This window comes from Paraburkholderia sp. JPY419 (genome assembly GCF_050435705.1).
Classification (GTDB): domain Bacteria; phylum Pseudomonadota; class Gammaproteobacteria; order Burkholderiales; family Burkholderiaceae; genus Paraburkholderia; species Paraburkholderia youngii.
In genome coordinates, this window is the sequence record NZ_JBNDKV010000004.1 from 2,204,105 (window position 1) to 2,221,734 (window position 17,630).

Sequence of the window (17,630 nt, forward strand, 5' to 3'; positions counted from 1 at the left end):
TATGGCGCCGGCGATGGGCACGAACAATGCATTGAGTGTGGTTTTCGATGACGATTTATCCGACCGGAGACGATATGAAGGAAATCGAACCGACCCCGTGGTTTGAGCTGGCCATCCATACGCCCGTACGCGAAGGCTGGTACGAGGTGCAGTTGGCGAGCGGGGACACGGCGTTTGCGAAATTTGGCGACGGCGTATGGACCGAAAAGCCGTTGCTCGTGTTCACGCATTGGCGCGGCCTATCCGCCGATCCGTCGAAAGCCGCGGACGGCGCGGCCGAGTCGGTCAGCGCCGAGGCCACCGCGGCGCAGGGTGTGCGCGCCGCCTGGAACGCGTTCTTCCCGGGACTCGGCGAAGAGCAGCACAAGCCGCACAATGTGGTGCCGAACGGCAAGGCGCCGCATCATTGAGCGGCCATTGAAGTTCGCTTGAAGTCTGGTCGGGCGGCGGCTCGTGGGCTGCCGCCTGGCAGTTCGATTCGCCCGCCCATCGCTCCACACTGCGGCTGCGCACTGCGCGCATCGCATTTCTTCCGCCCCGCTACAATCTCCGCGTTCGATCTCGAGACCTTCCGCGCGCAAAAAATCGACGTGCCGATGCTGGCCCGGCTGCATCACGTGGATGGAATGCAAGGTGATTCCGGATGACAGCCAGCGGCATGATCTGATCATCGGAGAAGTGGTCGCCGCGTATGCGGATAGCCGCGTGTATTCGCACAACCGCTGGCATTTCGGTGACGATCCCGACCTGCGCACGTGCCATTACGTGGCAGGCGGCACTTTCTTCGCGACGGGCGATGCGTTCGAGGTGGCGCCCGTCGCGGCCTTCGCGCGGTGATCGCGCTTAGGTGTTCGGTGCGGTTTCGCCTTCGGCGAATGCCTTGAGCGCGTCGCCCGCGAGACGGTAACGCACCCATTCGCTTTGCGGATTCGCACCGATCGACTTGTAGAAGCCGATGGCCGGCTCGTTCCAGTCGAGCACGCTCCATTCGAAGCGGCCGCAGCCCGTTTCGCAGGCGATCTGCGCGAGATGGCGCAGCATCTGTTTGCCCGCGCCGCTGCCGCGCGATGCGGGCGACACGTACAGGTCTTCCAGATAAAGCCCCTGCTTGCCGAGCCACGTCGAATACGAAAAGAAGTACACGCAAAAACCGACGGGCTCGCCGTTCATTTCGCAGATCAGCGCTTTCGCGGGCACGCCCTCGGAAAACAGGCTTTTCTCGATGTCTTTGATACCGGCGACGACTTCGTGCTCGGCTTTCTCGTAGATCGCAAGTTCGGTGATGAAGCGCAGGATCAGGGGGGCGTCGGAGGCGGTGGCGGGGCGGATGTGGATCGTCAAGGTCTGGTGCTCGGTGAGTTCGGTGGTGATTCCGGTCCGGCTGGCGGTACGCACGCGCCAAATGCGCCGGCCTCGGAACAGACTCACATCGTAGCAAAGAGCCAAAGGCCCCGTCGTGAAAGGACGAGGCCTTTGGCGTTTCCTACAGACCGAAGGCGAACAATTTTTTCGGCCCCGGTCCGTTCGTTGAACCACAACCCCAGAACACCACGCCGTCCGCAACGGCCGGTCCGGCATTGCACGCGCCGCCGCTATCGAATGACCACAGTACTTTTCCGTTGGAAGCATCGAGCGCGTACATCGTGCCTTTCGTGTAGTCGAGATTGCATCCGAACACCACGCCATTCGCGACACTGACCGCTGCCTCCGCGCGGCTTCCGACTGGGTCCGGCGTGGTCCACTTGACCGCGCCGGAAAAACTGTTAATAAGACTAACTAATTAAACAATCTTTAGCGGTGGGGTGGTGGGGCAATCGAAAATATAGTGAACGTCTACTTGAGGCGCATTGGCGTAATGTGCGGAATCGCACAGAGTGCTTCATGTCAGGCACACCGAATCAAATAGTAATTTCTCCATTGCAAAGTTATTTCGAGTATTTATGCTATTTGAATAAAATGAGTTCTTGGCGCCCTTGCGAAATTCGATGTGCGTTGGGCGAAGGATGGGGCACAGCGTGAATTTGGTCTGGCGGAGGGAGTGGGGTATCTGAAAGGCAAAGGAGGCTTGCCGGGTTCGCCGGCAAGAGTCTGACGCGCTTCAAGCCTCGCCGGCAATGCCGACTTTCCGCGCCGCTTTTTCGGCTTTGGTTCCACCCCCACTCGCGGGTCCCCCTCCAGAACGAGCGCCGTCAACTGCTCGACAGTGTCTTCAAATGCAGGGTCCTCCTGCGGCACATACAGCCACTTCCTGAGTACAGGGTGAGGCCGCAATGCAGGCAGATCGGTAATCAGCGCAGCATGGCGTTCCTGCGACGTACAGACGAGCAGCCCATTCCACGGCTTATCGCGATCGGCCGCGACCAGACACAACAGGCCGTCGATATACGCGGCATCGCTGCCAAACATCCGCCGGCGCAGATAAGTCGGATCGCGTTCGAACGCGTCGAAGATCCAGAGGAGCGAATTGCTGATCGAAGAGGGCATCGGCGGATAATCTCAGTAAGCGAGGCCACGGAATAAGTTTACGCAGATTCTCCAGGGTCGGCTGCGAGCCAATCGAAGATCGAGCAAGTCCGGCTAGGTAAGATGTGTCCAACCTCGGCGACCATATTGGAACTCGCACGATCCAGACCATGCTAACTCACACAGACGCCACCGCCGCTTACGCTAAACGCTTCGAGGCCGTTCTCGCCTATATCGACGCAAACCTCGAGGGCGATCTGTCGGTCGACGCGCTAAGCCGTATCGCAAACTTCTCGATGTTCCATTTCCATCGACAGTTTGTCGCGTATGTCGGCGTGCCCGTCGCACGCTACGTGCAGTTGATGCGCTTGCGTCGCGCGGCTCACCGCCTCGCGTCGCGGGCGTCGTGCTCGGTTCTCGATGCGGCGCTCGACGCCGGCTTCGACAGTCCCGAAGCCTTCAGCCGCGCGTTCAAGCGTGCGTTCGGCATGGCGCCGAGCGCGTTTCGACGGCATCCAGCATGGCAGTTCTGGAGTGCGAGTTTTATTGTTCCCTATCTTTCGAGGAGACTGACCATGCAAGTGAAAATCGTCGATTTTGCGGAAACCCGGGTTGCCGCGCTCGAGCATTGTGGTTCACCTGGACTCGTCAACGAGAGTGCGCGCAAGTTCATCGATTGGCGTATTCAAAGCGGACAATCGCCGGTGGGGTCGAGCAGGACCTTCGGCATCCCGCACGGCAATCCGGACACCATGCCAGCGGAGGAATTCCGCTTCGATATCTGCGGAGAGATCGACGAGCCGGTAGCACCGAATCGCTATGGCGTGCGCGAACTCGTCATGCCGGGCGGACGGTGCGCAGTGGTGCGACACACGGGATCGACCGATCACATCGGCGAGACGATTTACCCGATCTATCGCGACTGGCTGCCTTCGAGCGGAGAAGAGTTGCGAGATCATCCACTGTTTTTCCACTACCTGAGCGTCTATCCCGAGACGCCACTCGATCAATGGCAGACGGATATCTACATTCCGTTGGTGTGATTAGGGGAACGGAGGCGATCAGCATATGAGATGCCTAACCGTTCTGCGCGAGGTCTCCGAAGTTTTGGTTCATTCGGGCTCCGATCCAATTTTCGCGTCGGTATCAATTGCATTGAAGCGATGATTGCCGGATTGTAGATGCGGCAAAAAATGCAATTGCGGAATGTACCTTTGAAACAAACCCCGGATCTCTGCGAATAATGATTCAGATACGGGTTTTCATCGATCCAGGCTCTCAGCCATGACAGAAGCCGAAAGGCGGTTTCGCTTTCGGCATCTCGCCTAATCACCGGAACCCCCCAATACCCCAAGTGTCAACTAAGGATGTCACCCGTCCATTTTGGGGAGATATCAAATGGCTGCCACGCAATCTGGGGCTATGCCCCTCTCCGAAGAGGAGGCACGGCGCCAGTTGCGCCGCGCTGTCATCGCCAGCACGATCGGTACCACGATCGAATGGTACGACTTCTTCCTGTACAGCACGGTCACTGGTCTGGTATTCGCGAAGCTGTTTTTTCCTGAATCGGACCCGCTCGTCGGCACACTCCAGGCTTTTCTGATTTACGCCGTCGGCTTTATCGCGCGGCCCGTGGGCGCGGCGATTTTCGGCCACTATGGCGATCGCATCGGACGCAAAGCAACGTTGATCGTGACGCTATTGCTGATGGGACTCGCGACATTCGCCGTCGGCTTCGTTCCGACCTACGCGTCGATCGGCATCTGGGGGGCCATCGCGCTCACGGCTCTGCGCTTTATTCAGGGGGTGGGCGTGGGAGGCGAGTGGGGCGGTTCGGTGCTGATGTCGATGGAATGGGCACGCACCAACAAGCATCGTGGTTTCATCGCGTCGTGGCCGCAGTTCGGCGTACCGGCGGGATTGTTCCTCGCGAATCTGGTGGTGCTCGCCACCAGCCAGATCTCCGGCAGCGCATTTCTCACCTGGGGCTGGCGGGTGCCGTTTTTCCTCAGTATTGCGCTGGTCGCGATCGGCCTTTATATCCGCTTGAGTATCCTCGAGACGCCGATCTTCGCGAAGCTTCTCGCTGAGCGCAGGATCGAAAAGGCACCAATGCGTGAAGTATTGCGCCGGCAGCCGAAAGACATTCTTCTATCGGCTCTTGCACGTATGGCCGAACAGGCGCCTTTCTATATTTTCACGGCATTTATCTTCACCTATGGCGTGATGAGTCTGGGCGTTACACGCGATCTGTTGCTCACCGCGGTGCTGGCTGCTTCGGTGCTGGAATTCTTCACGATTCCGTTGTTCGGTCACGTGTCCGATCTGATCGGACGCCGACGCATGTACGTAATCGGCGCCGCTGCAGTCGGGCTATTCGGCTTCCTGTACTTCTTCATGGTCGGAACTCATAACCCGGGATGGATCTTCGCGGCGATCGTGCTTTCGCTGGTGCCGCACGCAATGATGTACGGTCCCCAAGCCGCGTTGATCGCAGAATCGTTCACGGGGCGCTTGCGCTACAGCGGCGCGTCGATGGGATACCAGTTGGCTTCCGTCATCGCTGGCGGTCCGGCGCCGTTGATTGCGACCGCGCTTTATGCCTACTTCCATTCGGGATTCGCGGTGGCGTGGTATGTATTCGCGTGCGCGGTGATTAGCGTGGCCGCTGCCTTGCGACTCGGCGATTACACGAATAAGGACATTTCGCGGGAATACGACGACGTGCATGCATTGCATGACCAGGGACACGCCACTCCGTGATCGATAAGGCGGATGGCCGGTCGCAGCGGCCATCCGCCGAATCAGGCATCAGCTTTTCAGCGGCAACCAGACTTCGACTCCACCCATTCCCGTCACCGGATCGAACTGCTCGCCATACCGTTCGAAGTGCGGTGCATCGGCAGGGACGTGCCCTGATGCGGGCAACCACTGATTCCAGATCGTATTCATCGTGCGACGAATGCCCGAGATGTGCTCGCGATGACTGAATACCGCATAGCGTTGCGCCGCGATGCGCACGCGACCCAGCTCCGGCGGCAATGCGGAAAAATCGCTGACTTCGACGCCGCACATATAGTCGAAGTTGCCCGATTCGTCGGCGTTATAGCCAACGCCATAAGCCACCTTGCCGACCTGTCCCGGCACCCTGCCGTACCAGGCGCCAAAGCGCTGCCATTGAGAGGGAATCGCCTTGCTGGTCTCGCACGTATAGCGCTCGCTCAGTCCAGCGATGAGAAGCGGCTTGCCGTCTTCGAAGCGCGGCGGTTCCAGATGGGTCAGAAGGGTTTCGTCCATTTTGATCGGCTCCACGATGCTCAGGTTGTCGAGATGACCCCGCGCGCGCAGCGCATCGGCGTGAGCCCGAACTGGTCGCGAAACGCGCGCGTGAATGCTTCGTGAGAGCCGTAGCCGGCGTCGAGGGCGACCGCGAGGATGTCGGGCGCACCATCCGCGAGACGTCGTGCGGCCTCGCTCAAACGCCGTGCGCGAACGTAGCGCATCACCGGCATCCCGGTGGCCGCTTCGAACGCGCGGGCGAGATGAAAGCGCGATACGCAGCCACCGCGGGCGATATCGTCGAGCGTCAATTCGCCCGCGAAGTGGCTTTCGATATACCAGAGCGCTTTTCCAACCGGGTTCATGTCAGCTCTCATGTCAGCATGAAGCCAGCATAGTCAGCGGCGAACTCAGGCATTTGATCGCGCTTGCTGTTTTGCAGTCGCGGCGGAGGGCCGGGGCGACTCCACCACCTCGCTCTGCGCGCCCGCAGCGCCGCCCGCCTGCTCCGGCCTCAGCAACAGCCCACCCAGCATGCCGGCCGCCGTCGCAAAGACCGCCCCAAACAGAAACGCGACGTGATACCCGCTGTTCAGCGCGGCCGCCGCGCTCGACGACGCCTGCATTGCCTCGCTGCGCGCCGTGGCAAGGCTCGCGAGCACCGCGAGCCCGAGCGCCCCGCCCATCATGAACGACGTATTGACGATGCCCGACGCGAGGCCCGAATCGGCGGGATCGACATCGCTCATCGCGGCGAGCAGCAGCGGGTTGAATGCGATGCCGGCGCCGAAGCCGAGCAGCAACATGCCGGGCAACACGTCGGGGACGAAGCTGCCGCCGACGGGCGCGCGCGCGAACAGCGCGAGCCCGCATGCAGCGATCAGCAGGCCCGCCGCGAGCGGCCCGCGCAGCCCGAAGCGCATCACCACACGCGCCGACAATCCCAGCGAAAAGAGTCCCATGATCAGATTCGCGGGCAGAAACGCGAGCCCCACCTGCAACGGCCGGTACCCGAGCACGCGCTGCAGATACAGCGCCGAAATAAAGAACCACGCGAACATCGCGGCCGCCCACAACACGCCGACCACGTTCGCGGTCGCGACATTGCGCAAACGCAGCAGACCGAGTGGCATCAACGGATGTTCGACTCTCGCCTCGATTGCGAGGAACACCGCAAGCAGCGCGAGCGCGACGCACAGCAGGCCGAGCGTTTGCGCAGAAGTCCAGCCCGCTTCGTTGCCGTTGACGATTGCATAGACCGCCAGCATCAGCGATGCGGTCACGCTGAGCGCACCGGCCACGTCGAGCCGTTCGCCGTGCGCGTGTCCGCGCGCGGCGGGCAAGAGCGCGAGGCACAGCGCGTACACCGCAATGCCGATCGGCAGGTTGACCAGAAAGATCCAGTGCCAACTCAGCAGATTGGTGAGCAGTCCGCCGAGCAGCACGCCGATGCTGCCGCCGCCCGCGCAGACGAAGCCATACACGCCCATCGCTTTCGCGCGTTCGCCGGGTTCGGTGAACAGATTCATGATCAGCGACAACGAGACCGCCGAGACGATCGCACCACCCAGGCCCTGCACGGCGCGCGCGGCGACCAGCAGCACTTGCGAATTCGCGAGGCCGCAGGCGAGCGAAGCGAGCGTGAAGAGCGTAATGCCGCACAGGAACAGCTTGCGGTGTCCGTACAGATCGCCAAGCCGTCCCCCGAGCAGCAGACAGCCGCCGAACGTCAGCATGTAGGCGTTGACGACCCATACGAGGGAGGTTTCGCTAAAGCCGAGATCGGTGGCGATGGACGGCAGCGCGACGTTCACGATGGTCGTGTCGAGCACGATCATCAGCACGCCGAGGCAGAGCACGATCAGTGCGAGCCAACGTTGCTTGCCGTGGAGGGAGTGGGTCATGCGGGTGCCCCTTTACGCGGATTTACGCGGATTCGGTCGATCACCGACGATGGGTTTTCGAGTCTAGCACCCGCGCATTTCGCGTCCAACTACGAAATCCTGGGCGGCGGCTCTTCGGATCGCGCCCATAACGCTTGATCTCGTAGGGGAGGCCGTGTTTCTTCGAGCCGCCCGCGGTGATGGTTGGCAACGTGTACTACCCGGTTCAGAAGGCGTTTCATTTTCTCGTGGCGGCGACGACGCGTCGTTTATAAAGCGGCCGCCGTCATTCTATGACCGGATGATCGCCCGATTTTTCATCGAGGGAATGACCACATCCTCAAACCTTCGACTTACCCCCCATCAACCCATTCGACGGCAAAGTCTCATCCAGCAACTTCCTCGCGCTTTCAATCCCCGCCACCGGCAAACCCTCCGGATCGAGCAGCCCCACCTGCACGAGCACCGAAGCCTGATCCCAATAGATGTGCTCGTTATAGAGCTTGTCACCGCGGAAGCACACCACGGCGAGCATCGGCACCTCGAAGTACTTGCCGGTCGGCGCGACGCCCGGCAGCAGCCAGTCGATCTCGCAGCTATGCGTGCAGCTGAAAATGAACTCATCGACGATGCGATCCGAGCCGATCGTGCGTGAAATCGGGATCAGCTTCGTATCGGGCGGATTCGAGTTGACGAAATGATGCGTGTAAAAGCGCTTCAGATTGTCATGCCCGACACCGCCCGTCATCGTCGGCACGTGATTGACGTAGGGCTCGGCGACCATCGTCGGCATCACCGCATCGACGTCGCGTGTCGCGAACTCGTGATAGCAATGCGCTTCCCACAGCGCGTTCAGATCGTAGACCGGACCGAGCACCTTGCGCAGCAGCGCGAGGGTGCGCGAGTACGCCATCATCGCGGCGGGCTTGTCGTACTGCTTGCGCTGCGGCGCGGCGAACGCGTGATCGCAGCCGGGATACACGTATTGCTCGATCTGCGGCCGCGTACGCAGTGCGGCGCCAATGAGTTCGCGCGTTTCGGGCGGGCAGTGCGCGTCGTTTTCAGGGAAGTGGAACACCATCGGGCAGTTGATTGCCGATACTTCGTCGAGATGCGCGTCAAGCCCCACGCCGTAATAGCTGACCGCGCAATCGACTTCGGTGCGCGCCGCGCTCAAAAACGCGAGCTTGCCGCCGAGGCAGTAGCCGACCACGCCCACCTTACCAGCCTGCTCGGGCAGTTCGCGCAACGTGGCGATCGTGGCGGCGATGTCCTTCACGGCGACATCCGTATCGAACTGCCCCAGATAGCCGAGCGCCTGTTTCATATCGGCGTCGCCGTAGCCAAGCGAAATGCCCGGCTTGATGCGCCAGAACAGATCGGGCACGAGCACGACGTAGCCTTCTTCGGCGTAGCGATCGGCGGTCGCCTTCATCGTGTCATTGACGCCGAAGATTTCCTGCAGCAGCACGAGCCCCGGGCCCGAGCCCTGCGCGGGGCGCGCGACGTAAGCGTTGAAACGGCCGCCATCGTGGGCGACGACTTCGATGAAAGAGCCGGCCATGCGGTCTGTCTCCAGTCTTATGATAGATACGGGTTACGTCATCATGCGCAACTCGAAACGTTTGAGCTTGCCGGTTTCAGTGCGCGGCAGCGCGCCGACGAACGTGATGACGCGGGGATATTTATACGGCGCGACGTTATTCTTAACGAAATCCTGCAGTTGCGCGACCAGTTTATCGTCGGCCGTGTAGCCGGGGTTCACCACGACGAAGGCCCGCACGATCTGCCCACGCGTTTCGTCGGGCACGCCGATCACGCCGCATTCGGCCACCGCCTCGTGCTGCATCAGCACGCTTTCCACTTCAGGACCGGAGATGTTGTAGCCGGCCGACACGATCATGTCGTCGGCGCGCGCCTGGTAGAACACGTAGCCGTCCGCGTCCAGATAGACCGAATCGCCCGGCAGGTTCCAGCCATCGCGCACGAAGCGCAACTGTCTGTCGTCGGCCAGATAGCGGCAGCCGGTCGGACCGCGCACCGCCAGTTTGCCGATCGTGCCGGGCGGTACCGGGTGCATGTCGTCATCGACGGCTTGCACGACGTAGCCCGGCACCGCGCGGCCGATCGCGTGCGGGCGGATCTCCGCGCCTTGCGACGAAACGAAGATGTGAATCAGCTCGGTGCCGCCGATGCCGTCGATCATGTCGATGCCAGTCGCGTCGCGCCACAGACTCCGCGTCGAATCGGGCAGCGCCTCGCCGGCCGACACGGTCTTCTTCAGCGACGACACGTCATGTTGCGCAACGAGCGGCGCCATCTGCCGATAGAACGTCGGCGCGGTGAACATCACGGTCGCATGAAAACGTTCGACCACGTCGAGCAAGGTCTGCGGCGTGAGCTTTTCGACGAGCACCGTCGACGCACCGACGCGCAGCGGAAAGCACAGCAGGCCGCCGAGCCCGAACGTGAACGCGAGCGGCGGCGTGCCGCAGAAGATGTCGCTCGCGGAAGGCTTCAGCACATGACGCGGGAACAGATCGCACATCGCGATCATGTCGCGATGGAAATGCATGCAGCCTTTCGGCGCGCCGGTCGTGCCGCTCGTGAACGCGATCAGGCAGACGTCGTCGGCGGCGGTGTCGCACGCGGTGAAGTGCTCGGGCTTGTTGACGGCGAGCGTCTCGAGCGAATCGGCGGAATCGTCGTGAAAGCGGCGCGTCTGCTTCAGCACCGCGCAGTAGAACTCGTCGCGCGAATTCGTGCAGCGCTCGAGTTCCGCGGTCAGGCGCGCGTCGCAAAGCGCGGCGCTGACCTGCGCTTTCTCGATGATCTGCTTGAGTTCCTTCGCGCGCAGCAGCGGCATGGTCGGCACGACGACGAGCCCGGCCTTCAGCGCCGCGAGCGTGGTGACGGCCATCTGCAACGTGTTCGGTCCACGCAGCAGCACCCGGTTGCCGGGCCGCAAGCCAATTTCATCGACGAGCACATGCGCGCTGCGGTTGACCATTGCGAGCAGTTCGCCATACGTGGTCGCTTGAGGCTTGCCATCCACGTCGGACCAGATCGCCGGCCGGTCGCGATGCCCCGCCTCGATGGTCCGCTCCAGCAGTTCCGTCGCGCAGTTCAGCCGCGGCGGATAGGCGACGTCCGGATTGTCGAGCAGAAAGACGGGCCATTGATCCTGCGGCGGAAGATTGTCGCGCGCGAAAGTATCGACGTGTGCTGACGGTTCCATCATGGTCTCCCGGGGCGTTGAGCCGGAAAATGCGCTTCGTTCGGTGTGAAGGGCTTGCCTGTGCGTTCGATACCTGTATGACCTTCAGTGCGGAATCACCGCGGTGGCTTCGATCTCGACCTTCGCGCGGTCTTCCATCAGCGCGACGACCTGCACCGCGCTCATCGCGATGTCGTAGTCGCCGATCAGCTCGCGAAACACGCGGCCGATGTCCTTCAGCGATGCGAGGTACTCGCGCTTGTCGGTCACGTACCAGGTGAGGCGCACCAGATGTTCGGGCTTGCCTCCCGCTTCGCGCAGCACGGCGAGCAGATTCTTCAGCGCCTGCTCGGACTGCCGCGCGAAATCATCGGAATGGAACTGCGCCTGTTCGTCCCAGCCGATCTGGCCGGCGATGAACACCTGTGTGCCGCTCGCCGCGACGCCGTTCGCATAGCCGCGCGGTTTGACCCAGCCGGCGGGAAGGAGAGCTTTTTTCATCAGCGCTGAGCCTCGATGGGGGAGGGCGATGGAGCGTACGCCGCGAGCGCGCTCGCGATGTCGCCGGGAATATCGATCGATTTGGCGCTGTCGAACGACATGAACACGAGCACCTGTTTCGAACGAAAGCGCGTTTCGCCGTTGCAATGCCCGTGAATCTCGATGCCGATTGAACTGCGGCCGATGGTGTGGACCTCGAGCGTGAGCAGGATCGTTTCGCCCATCTGGCTCGGCCGCGAGAACTCGCAGTCGAGCTTGACGATCGGCAGGCCGATGCGGCGCCGCGCGATCATGTGCGCGTAGTCGATGCGCAGGCCCTCGTTGAACCAGTCTTCGACGAGCACGTTGGTCATCACGAGGTACTGCGGAAAGTACACGATGCCCGCGGGATCGCAGTGCGAGAAGCGGATGCGGACGGGCCGCTCGAACGATGTACTCATTGCGCGTTACCGTTCGCGGCGGCATGCGCCTTCAACAGATCGCGGCCGACGATCAACTGCTGCACTTCGGTCGCGCCTTCGTAGATGCGCAGCGCGCGGATCTCGCGGTACAGCATCTCGACCGCGCTGCCGCTTTGCACCCCCATGCCGCCGTAAAGCTGTACGGCTGCGTCGATCACCTGCTGCGCGCCTTCGCTCGCGTGCCACTTCGCCATCGCGGCTTCGCGCGTGACGCTTTCGCCCTGGTCGCGCAGCCACGCGGCCCGATAGACGAGCAGCGCGCTGCTGTCGATCGTCAGCGCCATCTGCGCGAGCTTCGCCTGCGTCAACTGGAAGTCGCCGAGCGTCTGGCCGAACATCTTGCGCGACGCCGCGCGCGCGAGACCTTCGGCCATCGCATGACGCGCGAAGCCGAGCGATGCGGCCGCCACCGACGTGCGGAAAATATCGAGCGTGCGCATTGCGATCTTGAAGCCTTCGCCGGGCGCGCCGAGTATCTGGCTCTTCGGCACGCGCGCGTTCGTGAAGCTAAGACGCGCTAGCGGGTGCGGCGCGATCACGTCGATGCGCTCGGCGATATCCAGGCCCAGCGTTTCTGCATCCACGATGAACGCGCTGATGCCGCGCGCGCCCGGTGCCTCGCCGGTGCGCGCGAACACCACGTAGAAGTCCGCGATTCCGCCGTTCGATATCCACGTCTTCTCGCCGTCGAGCACGTAGTGGTCGCCCTCTTCGCGTGCGGCCAGCGCCATCGCCGCGACGTCCGAGCCCGCTTGCGGCTCCGACAGCGCGAATGCGGCGATCGCCGTGCCGCTCGCGACGCGCGGCAGATAGCGCGATTTCTGCTCATGCGTGCCGGCGAGCGAGATCGCGCCTGAGCCGAGCCCTTGCATTGCCAGTGCGAAATCGGCGAGGCCGGAATAGCGCGCGAGCGTTTCGCGCAGCAGACACACCGCGCGCGTGTCGATCGTGTCGCCGTGGCCGCCATAGGCGACGCCACCGACGCCGTATTTCAGCCAGCCGGCCTCACCGAGTTCACGCACCAGCAGGCGGCAGGTCGCGTCGGTGTCGCCATGATCTTGATGCTTGAGATGCTCGCGGCACCACGCGTCGATGCCGCCCGCGAGTTGGCGATGACGCGGCTCGAAAAACGGCCACGCGAGCGGGTTATGCAAGTCGATCGGCGTGTTCTGATGGTCGGCGCTCAACTCAGTCTCCTTCGAACACCGGACCTGTCTTCGCCGCGAACGCGTCGTACGCGCGCTCGAAGTCGCGCGTGCCCATGCAGATCGCCTGCGCCTGCGCTTCGGATTCGATCGCTTCGTCGATGCTCATGCTCCATTCCTGGTGCAGCATCTTCTTCGTCATGCCGTGCGCGAAGGTCGGGCCGGACGCGAGATCGGCGGCGAGCTTGTGCGCTTCTGCAATGAGCGCGGCCGGGTCGCACAGGCGGTTGTAAAAGCCCCATGCGTGAGCTTCGTCGCCGCTTGCCGAGCGGCCGGTGAACAGCAGTTCGGCGGCGCGTCCCTGGCCGATGAGCCGCGGCAGCATCGCGCATGCGCCCATGTCGCAACCGGCGAGGCCGACCCGCGTGAACAGGAACGCGAGCTTGCTGCGCGCAGTGCCGAGGCGCAGATCGGAAGCCATCGCGAGGATTGCGCCGGCGCCCGCGCAGACACCGTCGACGGCCGCGATGATCGGCTGCGGGCAATGGCGCATGGCCTTGACGAGGTCGCCGGTCATGCGCGTGAACAGCAACAGCTCGGGCATCGGCAGATCGATCAGCGGCGCGATGATGTCGTGCACGTCGCCGCCCGAGCAGAAGTTTTCGCCCGCGCCGTGCAGCACGACGGCTTTCACGTCGGTCGCGTACGCGAGGTCGCGGAACAGGTCGCGCAACTCCGCATACGATTCGAAGGTCAGAGGGTTCTTGCGCTCGGGGCGGTTCAGCGTGATCGTCGCGACCTTGCTGGTCACCGACCAGCCGAAGTGCTTCGCCTCATAGCCTGCCAGGGTCAGGCGGTTGCCGGCCAACAGTGCGTCGGCGTTGGATCGTGTCATGTATGCCTCCAGTGCGAAGTCAGCCTTTCAGGCTGTCGAGCAGATGCCGCTTGAGTTTGCCGAGGTCCTGATGGGTCTTCATCTTTTCGTCGAGGCTCAGGCCGCCGAACATTTCGACGACCCATTGCTCGTGCGCGACGGCCATTTTGTCGAACGCCTTGCGGCCAGCGGGCGTCAGGCACACGCTGATCGAGCGGCGGTCGTTCGGATCGGTATCGCGCGTGACGAGCCCCTCTTTTTCGAGCTGATCGGTGATGCCGGTGACGTTGCCCCCCGTCACCATCAAACGGCGCGACAGCTCGGTCATCTTCAGGCCTTCGGGATGTCGTTCGAGTTGCGCCATCAGATCGAAACGCGGCAACGTGGTGTCGAATTCGGTGCGCAGACGTTTGCGCAATTCGGCTTGCACGAGATTGGTGGTAGTCAGCATGCGCAACCACAGACGCAGGCCCATATGGCTGTCCGCACCGGTGCTCATTTCGAGGTCCACGACGTTCTCCGCGGGTTGGGCGACGCCTTTGCGCGACGGCTTCGCATCCGCCGCCGACTTTTTTGCTTGTGTTGATTTGCTCACGTTACTTCCCCACCCGAAATGGAAATGGATTGCCCCGTGATCGCATCCGAGCCGGGGCGGCACAGCCACAACACCGCGTTCGCGACCTGCTCCGGACTCACGAAGCGGCGCTGCGGATTCGAGCGCAGCAGCGTGTCGCGCGCCTCGGCTTCGGTGCGCGAGGTCTTGCTCGTGATCTGTTCGAGCGATGCATGCAGCAGCTCGGTTTCGGTGTAGCCGGGGCACACTGCGTTGACGGTGATGCCCCGCGTCGCGGTTTCGAGCGCGAGCGAGCGCGTGAGACCGATCACGCCGTGCTTCGCGGCGCAATACGCGGCGACGTACGCATAGCCGATCTGCCCCGCGGTGCTCGCAACGTTGACGATGCGGCCATAGCCACGCTCGAGCATGCCCGGCAGCACAGCGCGCGTGCCGAGAAACACGCCGGTCAGATTCACGTCGAGCATGCGCTGCCAGAGCGCGAGATCGGTGTGCGTGAACGGCGCGGCCTGCGCCTGCCCCGCGTTGTTGACGAGGATATCGACGGCGCCCGCCTCACCGAATGCGCGCGCCACTGACTCTTCTTGCGTGACATCCACGCTGATACACGCGACGTCGCCGAGTGCCGCGCATCGTTCGCGCTGCGCTTCGAGGCGTTGTGCGTTGCGGCCCATCAGCGTGACGCGCGCGCCGGCGCGCAGCAGCGCCTGCGCGATGGCCGCGCCGATGCCGCTGCCGCCGCCGGTGACGACCGCGTGTTGGCCGGCGAGAGAGGTGTCTGACGTGTTCACACGGTTCCTTCGGCGCGTTGCGCGCGTTGTTGCGCCGTCAGGCCGGCGTTGGCGATGGCCTGCGCGCGCTCGCGTTCGAGGTTGCGTTCGAGCTGCATTTTCGCGGCGGTGTAGGGCTTCGGCCACGCGATGTCGAGATAGCCGATCTTCGCCGCTTCGTTCAACGTCCACGACGGATTCGCGAGATGCGGACGCGCGATCGCGCACAGGTCCGCGCGGCCAGCCGCGATGATGCTGTTCACGTGGTCCGCTTCGGAAATCGCACCGACCGCGATCGTCGCGATGCCGGCTTCATTGCGCACGCGATCGGCGAACGGCGTCTGGAACATGCGGCCGAACACGGGCTTTTCTTCCTTGCTGACCTGGCCCGACGACACGTCGATCATGTCCGCGCCGGCCGCCTTGAACGCTTGCGCGATCTTCACGGCGTCGTCGGGCGTGTTGCCGCCTTCGACCCAGTCGTGCGCGGAAATCCGCACCGAGATCGGCTTGTCCTGCGGCCACACCGCGCGGATCGCGCTGAATACCTGCAGCGGATAACGCAGACGGTTTTCGAGCGAGCCGCCGTATTCATCGGTACGGTGATTCGTCAGCGGCGACAGGAAGCTCGACAGGAAATAGCCGTGCGCGCAGTGCAATTCGAGCCAGTCGAAACCCGCTTCGATCGACATGCGCGTCGCCTTCACGAACTGCTGCTCGATTGCGCGTAGCTCTTCATGCGTGGCTTCCCGCGAATGCTGGCTGATGCCGCGCAGATACTGCTGCGGCGACGCCGAAACGAGCGGCCAGTTGCCTTCGTCGAGTGGCTGGTCGATGCCTTCCCACGCGACGCGCGTCGAACCTTTCGCGCCGGAGTGGCCGAGCTGGATACCGATCTTCGCATCCGATTGCAGATGCACCAGATCGACGATGCGCTTCCACGCGGCCAGATGCTCGGGCGCGTACATGCCGGGGCATCCCGGCGTGATGCGCGCTTCGGGCGACACGCAGGTCATCTCGGTCATCACGAGCGCGGCGCCGCCCATTGCGCGCGCGCCGAGATGCATCAGGTGATAGTCGCCCGCCACGCCGTCTACCGCCGAGTACTGCGCCATCGGCGACACCATCACGCGATTCTTCAGCGTGACGCCGCGCACCTTGAAGGGCGTGAACATCGGCGGAATCGAATGTTTGTCCGCCGCGCGCTCGACGCCCGCGCGCTTCGCGAGCCAGTCTTCGAAGCCGGACAGATATTGCGAATCTCTCTCGCGCAGGTTCTCGTGCGAGATGCGCTGCGAGCGCGTGAGCAGCGAATAGGCGAACTGTTCCGGCTCGAACGACGTATAGCGATCGACGTGCTCGAACCATTCGGTCGAATTGCGCGCGGCGTTCTGGATGCGCAACACGTCGACGCTGCGTACTTCGGTGTAGTGCTTCAACGCTGCGGTCAGATCGTCGGGATGTGAACCCGTATGCGCGCTGATGCTGTTCGCGAGTTCGATCGCGTCTTCGAGCGCGAGCTTGGTGCCCGAGCCGATCGAGAAGTGCGCGGTATGCGCGGCGTCTCCCATCAGCACGATCGGCGTTCGTGTGCCGTTCGCGTTGCGGCGCCAATGCACCCACTCCTTGTTGACGACGCGCGGAAAACGGATCCATTGCGACGAGCCGCGCAGATGCGCTGCGTTCGACATCAGCGCATTGCCGTCGAGGTACTTCGCGAACAGCTTCTCGCAGAACGCGATGCTGTCTTCCTTGCTCATTTCGTCGAGACCGGCGGCGCGCCATACGCGTTCCGGGGTTTCGACGATGAACGTCGAGGTTTGATCGTCGAAGCGGTAGGCGTGCGCCTGGAACCAGCCGAATTCGGTTTCCTCGAACGCGAACGTGAACGCGTCGAACAGCTTCTTCGTGCCGAGCCACACGAAGCGGCAGTCGCGCACGTCGATGTCCGGCTGATAGGTGTGCGCGTATTTCTGGCGCACGGCGCTGTTCAGGCCGTCGCTCGCGATGATCAGGTCCGCGTCGTATGCGCTGTCGTCCACGACCTGGGTTTCGAACACGAGCTTCACGCCGAGTTCTTCGCAGCGCGCCTGCAGGATATTCAGCAAGCGTTTGCGACCGATGCCGCAAAAGCCGTGGCCCGACGAACGCACGCTGCGGCCGCGGAAGTGGATCTCGATGTCGTCCCAGTGATTGAACGCGTCGAGGATCGCCTCGGCGCTCGGGGCGTCGGCGGCGCGCAGATTGCCGAGCGTCTGGTCGGAGAACACGACGCCCCAGCCGAAGGTGTCATAGGGGCGGTTGCGCTCGATCACCGTGACTTCATAGCCGGGGTTGCGTTTTTTCATCAACAGACCGAAGTACAAACCGGCCGGGCCGCCCCCGATACAAACTATGCGCATGCTGGTTCCCCAAAATGAACTCCGCGTTGAGATTAATTTAGGTTTTGATAGTTTAGATGTC

15 protein-coding genes and 3 pseudogenes are annotated in these 17,630 nt (G+C 62.8%); 4 read left to right on the forward strand and 14 right to left on the reverse strand.

The window, feature by feature from the left end:
* The first annotated feature begins 74 nt into the window (after positions 1–74).
* Both QFZ91_RS38525 and QFZ91_RS38530 read left to right on the forward strand, forming a co-directional pair.
* On the forward strand, positions 75–410 hold the full coding sequence (locus tag QFZ91_RS38525) for a hypothetical protein (protein WP_176106988.1): 336 nt from the start codon (positions 75–77) through the stop codon (positions 408–410).
* Positions 411–548: 138 nt separating this feature from the next.
* Positions 549–837, forward strand: a pseudogene (locus QFZ91_RS38530) (flavin reductase); the annotation flags it as partial.
* A gap of 6 nt (positions 838–843) precedes the next feature.
* Here the strand turns inward: QFZ91_RS38530 and QFZ91_RS38535 are convergent.
* The 3 genes and pseudogenes from QFZ91_RS38535 to QFZ91_RS38545 all read right to left on the reverse strand — a co-directional run.
* Positions 844–1,341 (reverse strand): GNAT family N-acetyltransferase, encoded by a 498-nt coding sequence (locus QFZ91_RS38535; protein ID WP_176121093.1) that lies wholly within the window; start codon positions 1,339–1,341, stop codon positions 844–846.
* A 142-nt stretch (positions 1,342–1,483) separates the two neighbouring features.
* Positions 1,484–1,768, reverse strand: a complete 285-nt coding sequence (locus tag QFZ91_RS38540) for a PQQ-binding-like beta-propeller repeat protein (RefSeq protein WP_429570960.1) — start codon at positions 1,766–1,768, stop codon at positions 1,484–1,486.
* Between the two features lie 341 nt (positions 1,769–2,109).
* Positions 2,110–2,484 (reverse strand): annotated as a pseudogene (locus tag QFZ91_RS38545) (hypothetical protein); the annotation flags it as partial.
* 149 nt (positions 2,485–2,633) lie between these two features.
* Here QFZ91_RS38545 and QFZ91_RS38550 point away from each other — a divergent pair.
* Positions 2,634–3,506, forward strand: a complete 873-nt coding sequence (locus tag QFZ91_RS38550; RefSeq protein ID WP_429570486.1) for an AraC family transcriptional regulator — start codon at positions 2,634–2,636, stop codon at positions 3,504–3,506.
* Between the two features lie 355 nt (positions 3,507–3,861).
* Positions 3,862–5,226 (forward strand): MFS transporter, encoded by a 1,365-nt coding sequence (locus QFZ91_RS38555; RefSeq protein WP_429570487.1) that lies wholly within the window; start codon positions 3,862–3,864, stop codon positions 5,224–5,226.
* 48 nt (positions 5,227–5,274) lie between these two features.
* On the opposite strand, the pseudogene QFZ91_RS38560 reads toward QFZ91_RS38555, so the two are convergent.
* The 11 genes and pseudogenes from QFZ91_RS38560 to QFZ91_RS38610 form a co-directional block, all read right to left on the reverse strand.
* Positions 5,275–6,107, reverse strand: a pseudogene (locus tag QFZ91_RS38560) (AraC family transcriptional regulator).
* Between the two features lie 45 nt (positions 6,108–6,152).
* Positions 6,153–7,646, reverse strand: coding sequence for an MFS transporter (locus tag QFZ91_RS38565; protein ID WP_429570488.1), 1,494 nt, complete (start codon positions 7,644–7,646; stop codon positions 6,153–6,155).
* A gap of 319 nt (positions 7,647–7,965) precedes the next feature.
* Complete coding sequence (locus tag QFZ91_RS38570; RefSeq protein ID WP_429570489.1) at positions 7,966–9,189, reverse strand: dienelactone hydrolase family protein; 1,224 nt, start codon at positions 9,187–9,189, stop codon at positions 7,966–7,968.
* A gap of 33 nt (positions 9,190–9,222) precedes the next feature.
* Complete coding sequence (locus QFZ91_RS38575) at positions 9,223–10,863, reverse strand: AMP-binding protein (RefSeq protein ID WP_429570490.1); 1,641 nt, start codon at positions 10,861–10,863, stop codon at positions 9,223–9,225.
* Between the two features lie 84 nt (positions 10,864–10,947).
* Positions 10,948–11,343, reverse strand: coding sequence for a RidA family protein (locus tag QFZ91_RS38580; RefSeq protein WP_429570491.1), 396 nt, complete (start codon positions 11,341–11,343; stop codon positions 10,948–10,950).
* Positions 11,343–11,783 carry an acyl-CoA thioesterase gene (locus tag QFZ91_RS38585; protein ID WP_176120955.1) on the reverse strand — a complete coding sequence of 147 codons (441 nt, stop codon included), beginning with the start codon at positions 11,781–11,783 and terminating at the stop codon, positions 11,343–11,345. The genes QFZ91_RS38580 and QFZ91_RS38585 overlap by 1 nt, the downstream gene beginning before the upstream one ends.
* The gene (locus tag QFZ91_RS38590) at positions 11,780–12,991 is read right to left on the reverse strand and encodes an acyl-CoA dehydrogenase family protein (protein WP_429570492.1); all 1,212 of its coding nucleotides are present in this window, start codon (positions 12,989–12,991) and stop codon (positions 11,780–11,782) included. The genes QFZ91_RS38585 and QFZ91_RS38590 overlap by 4 nt, the downstream gene beginning before the upstream one ends.
* 1 nt (position 12,992) lies before the next feature.
* Positions 12,993–13,844 carry an enoyl-CoA hydratase family protein gene (locus tag QFZ91_RS38595; RefSeq protein ID WP_429570493.1) on the reverse strand — a complete coding sequence of 284 codons (852 nt, stop codon included), beginning with the start codon at positions 13,842–13,844 and terminating at the stop codon, positions 12,993–12,995.
* 19 nt (positions 13,845–13,863) lie between these two features.
* Positions 13,864–14,418 carry a MarR family winged helix-turn-helix transcriptional regulator gene (locus tag QFZ91_RS38600; RefSeq protein ID WP_429570494.1) on the reverse strand — a complete coding sequence of 185 codons (555 nt, stop codon included), beginning with the start codon at positions 14,416–14,418 and terminating at the stop codon, positions 13,864–13,866.
* On the reverse strand, positions 14,415–15,188 hold the full coding sequence (locus tag QFZ91_RS38605; protein ID WP_429570495.1) for an SDR family NAD(P)-dependent oxidoreductase: 774 nt from the start codon (positions 15,186–15,188) through the stop codon (positions 14,415–14,417). Before QFZ91_RS38605 ends, QFZ91_RS38600 begins: the two co-directional genes overlap by 4 nt.
* Complete coding sequence (locus QFZ91_RS38610; RefSeq protein ID WP_429570496.1) at positions 15,185–17,569, reverse strand: bifunctional salicylyl-CoA 5-hydroxylase/oxidoreductase; 2,385 nt, start codon at positions 17,567–17,569, stop codon at positions 15,185–15,187. Before QFZ91_RS38610 ends, QFZ91_RS38605 begins: the two co-directional genes overlap by 4 nt.
* Positions 17,570–17,630: the final 61 nt, after the last annotated feature.

Bases quoted from the DNA above. Each gene is read 5' to 3' on its own strand.
- QFZ91_RS38525 (WP_176106988.1), top strand. From the start codon at position 75: ATGAAGGAAATCGAACCGACCCCGTGGTTTGAGCTGGCCATCCATACG.
- QFZ91_RS38550 (WP_429570486.1), top strand. From the start codon at position 2,634: ATGCTAACTCACACAGACGCCACCGCCGCTTACGCTAAACGCTTCGAG.
- QFZ91_RS38555 (WP_429570487.1), top strand. From the start codon at position 3,862: ATGGCTGCCACGCAATCTGGGGCTATGCCCCTCTCCGAAGAGGAGGCA.
- QFZ91_RS38565 (WP_429570488.1), bottom strand. From the start codon at position 7,646: ATGACCCACTCCCTCCACGGCAAGCAACGTTGGCTCGCACTGATCGTG.
- QFZ91_RS38570 (WP_429570489.1), bottom strand. From the start codon at position 9,189: ATGGCCGGCTCTTTCATCGAAGTCGTCGCCCACGATGGCGGCCGTTTC.
- QFZ91_RS38575 (WP_429570490.1), bottom strand. From the start codon at position 10,863: ATGGAACCGTCAGCACACGTCGATACTTTCGCGCGCGACAATCTTCCG.
- QFZ91_RS38580 (WP_429570491.1), bottom strand. From the start codon at position 11,343: ATGAAAAAAGCTCTCCTTCCCGCCGGCTGGGTCAAACCGCGCGGCTAT.
- QFZ91_RS38585 (WP_176120955.1), bottom strand. From the start codon at position 11,783: ATGAGTACATCGTTCGAGCGGCCCGTCCGCATCCGCTTCTCGCACTGC.
- QFZ91_RS38595 (WP_429570493.1), bottom strand. From the start codon at position 13,844: ATGACACGATCCAACGCCGACGCACTGTTGGCCGGCAACCGCCTGACC.
- QFZ91_RS38610 (WP_429570496.1), bottom strand. From the start codon at position 17,569: ATGCGCATAGTTTGTATCGGGGGCGGCCCGGCCGGTTTGTACTTCGGT.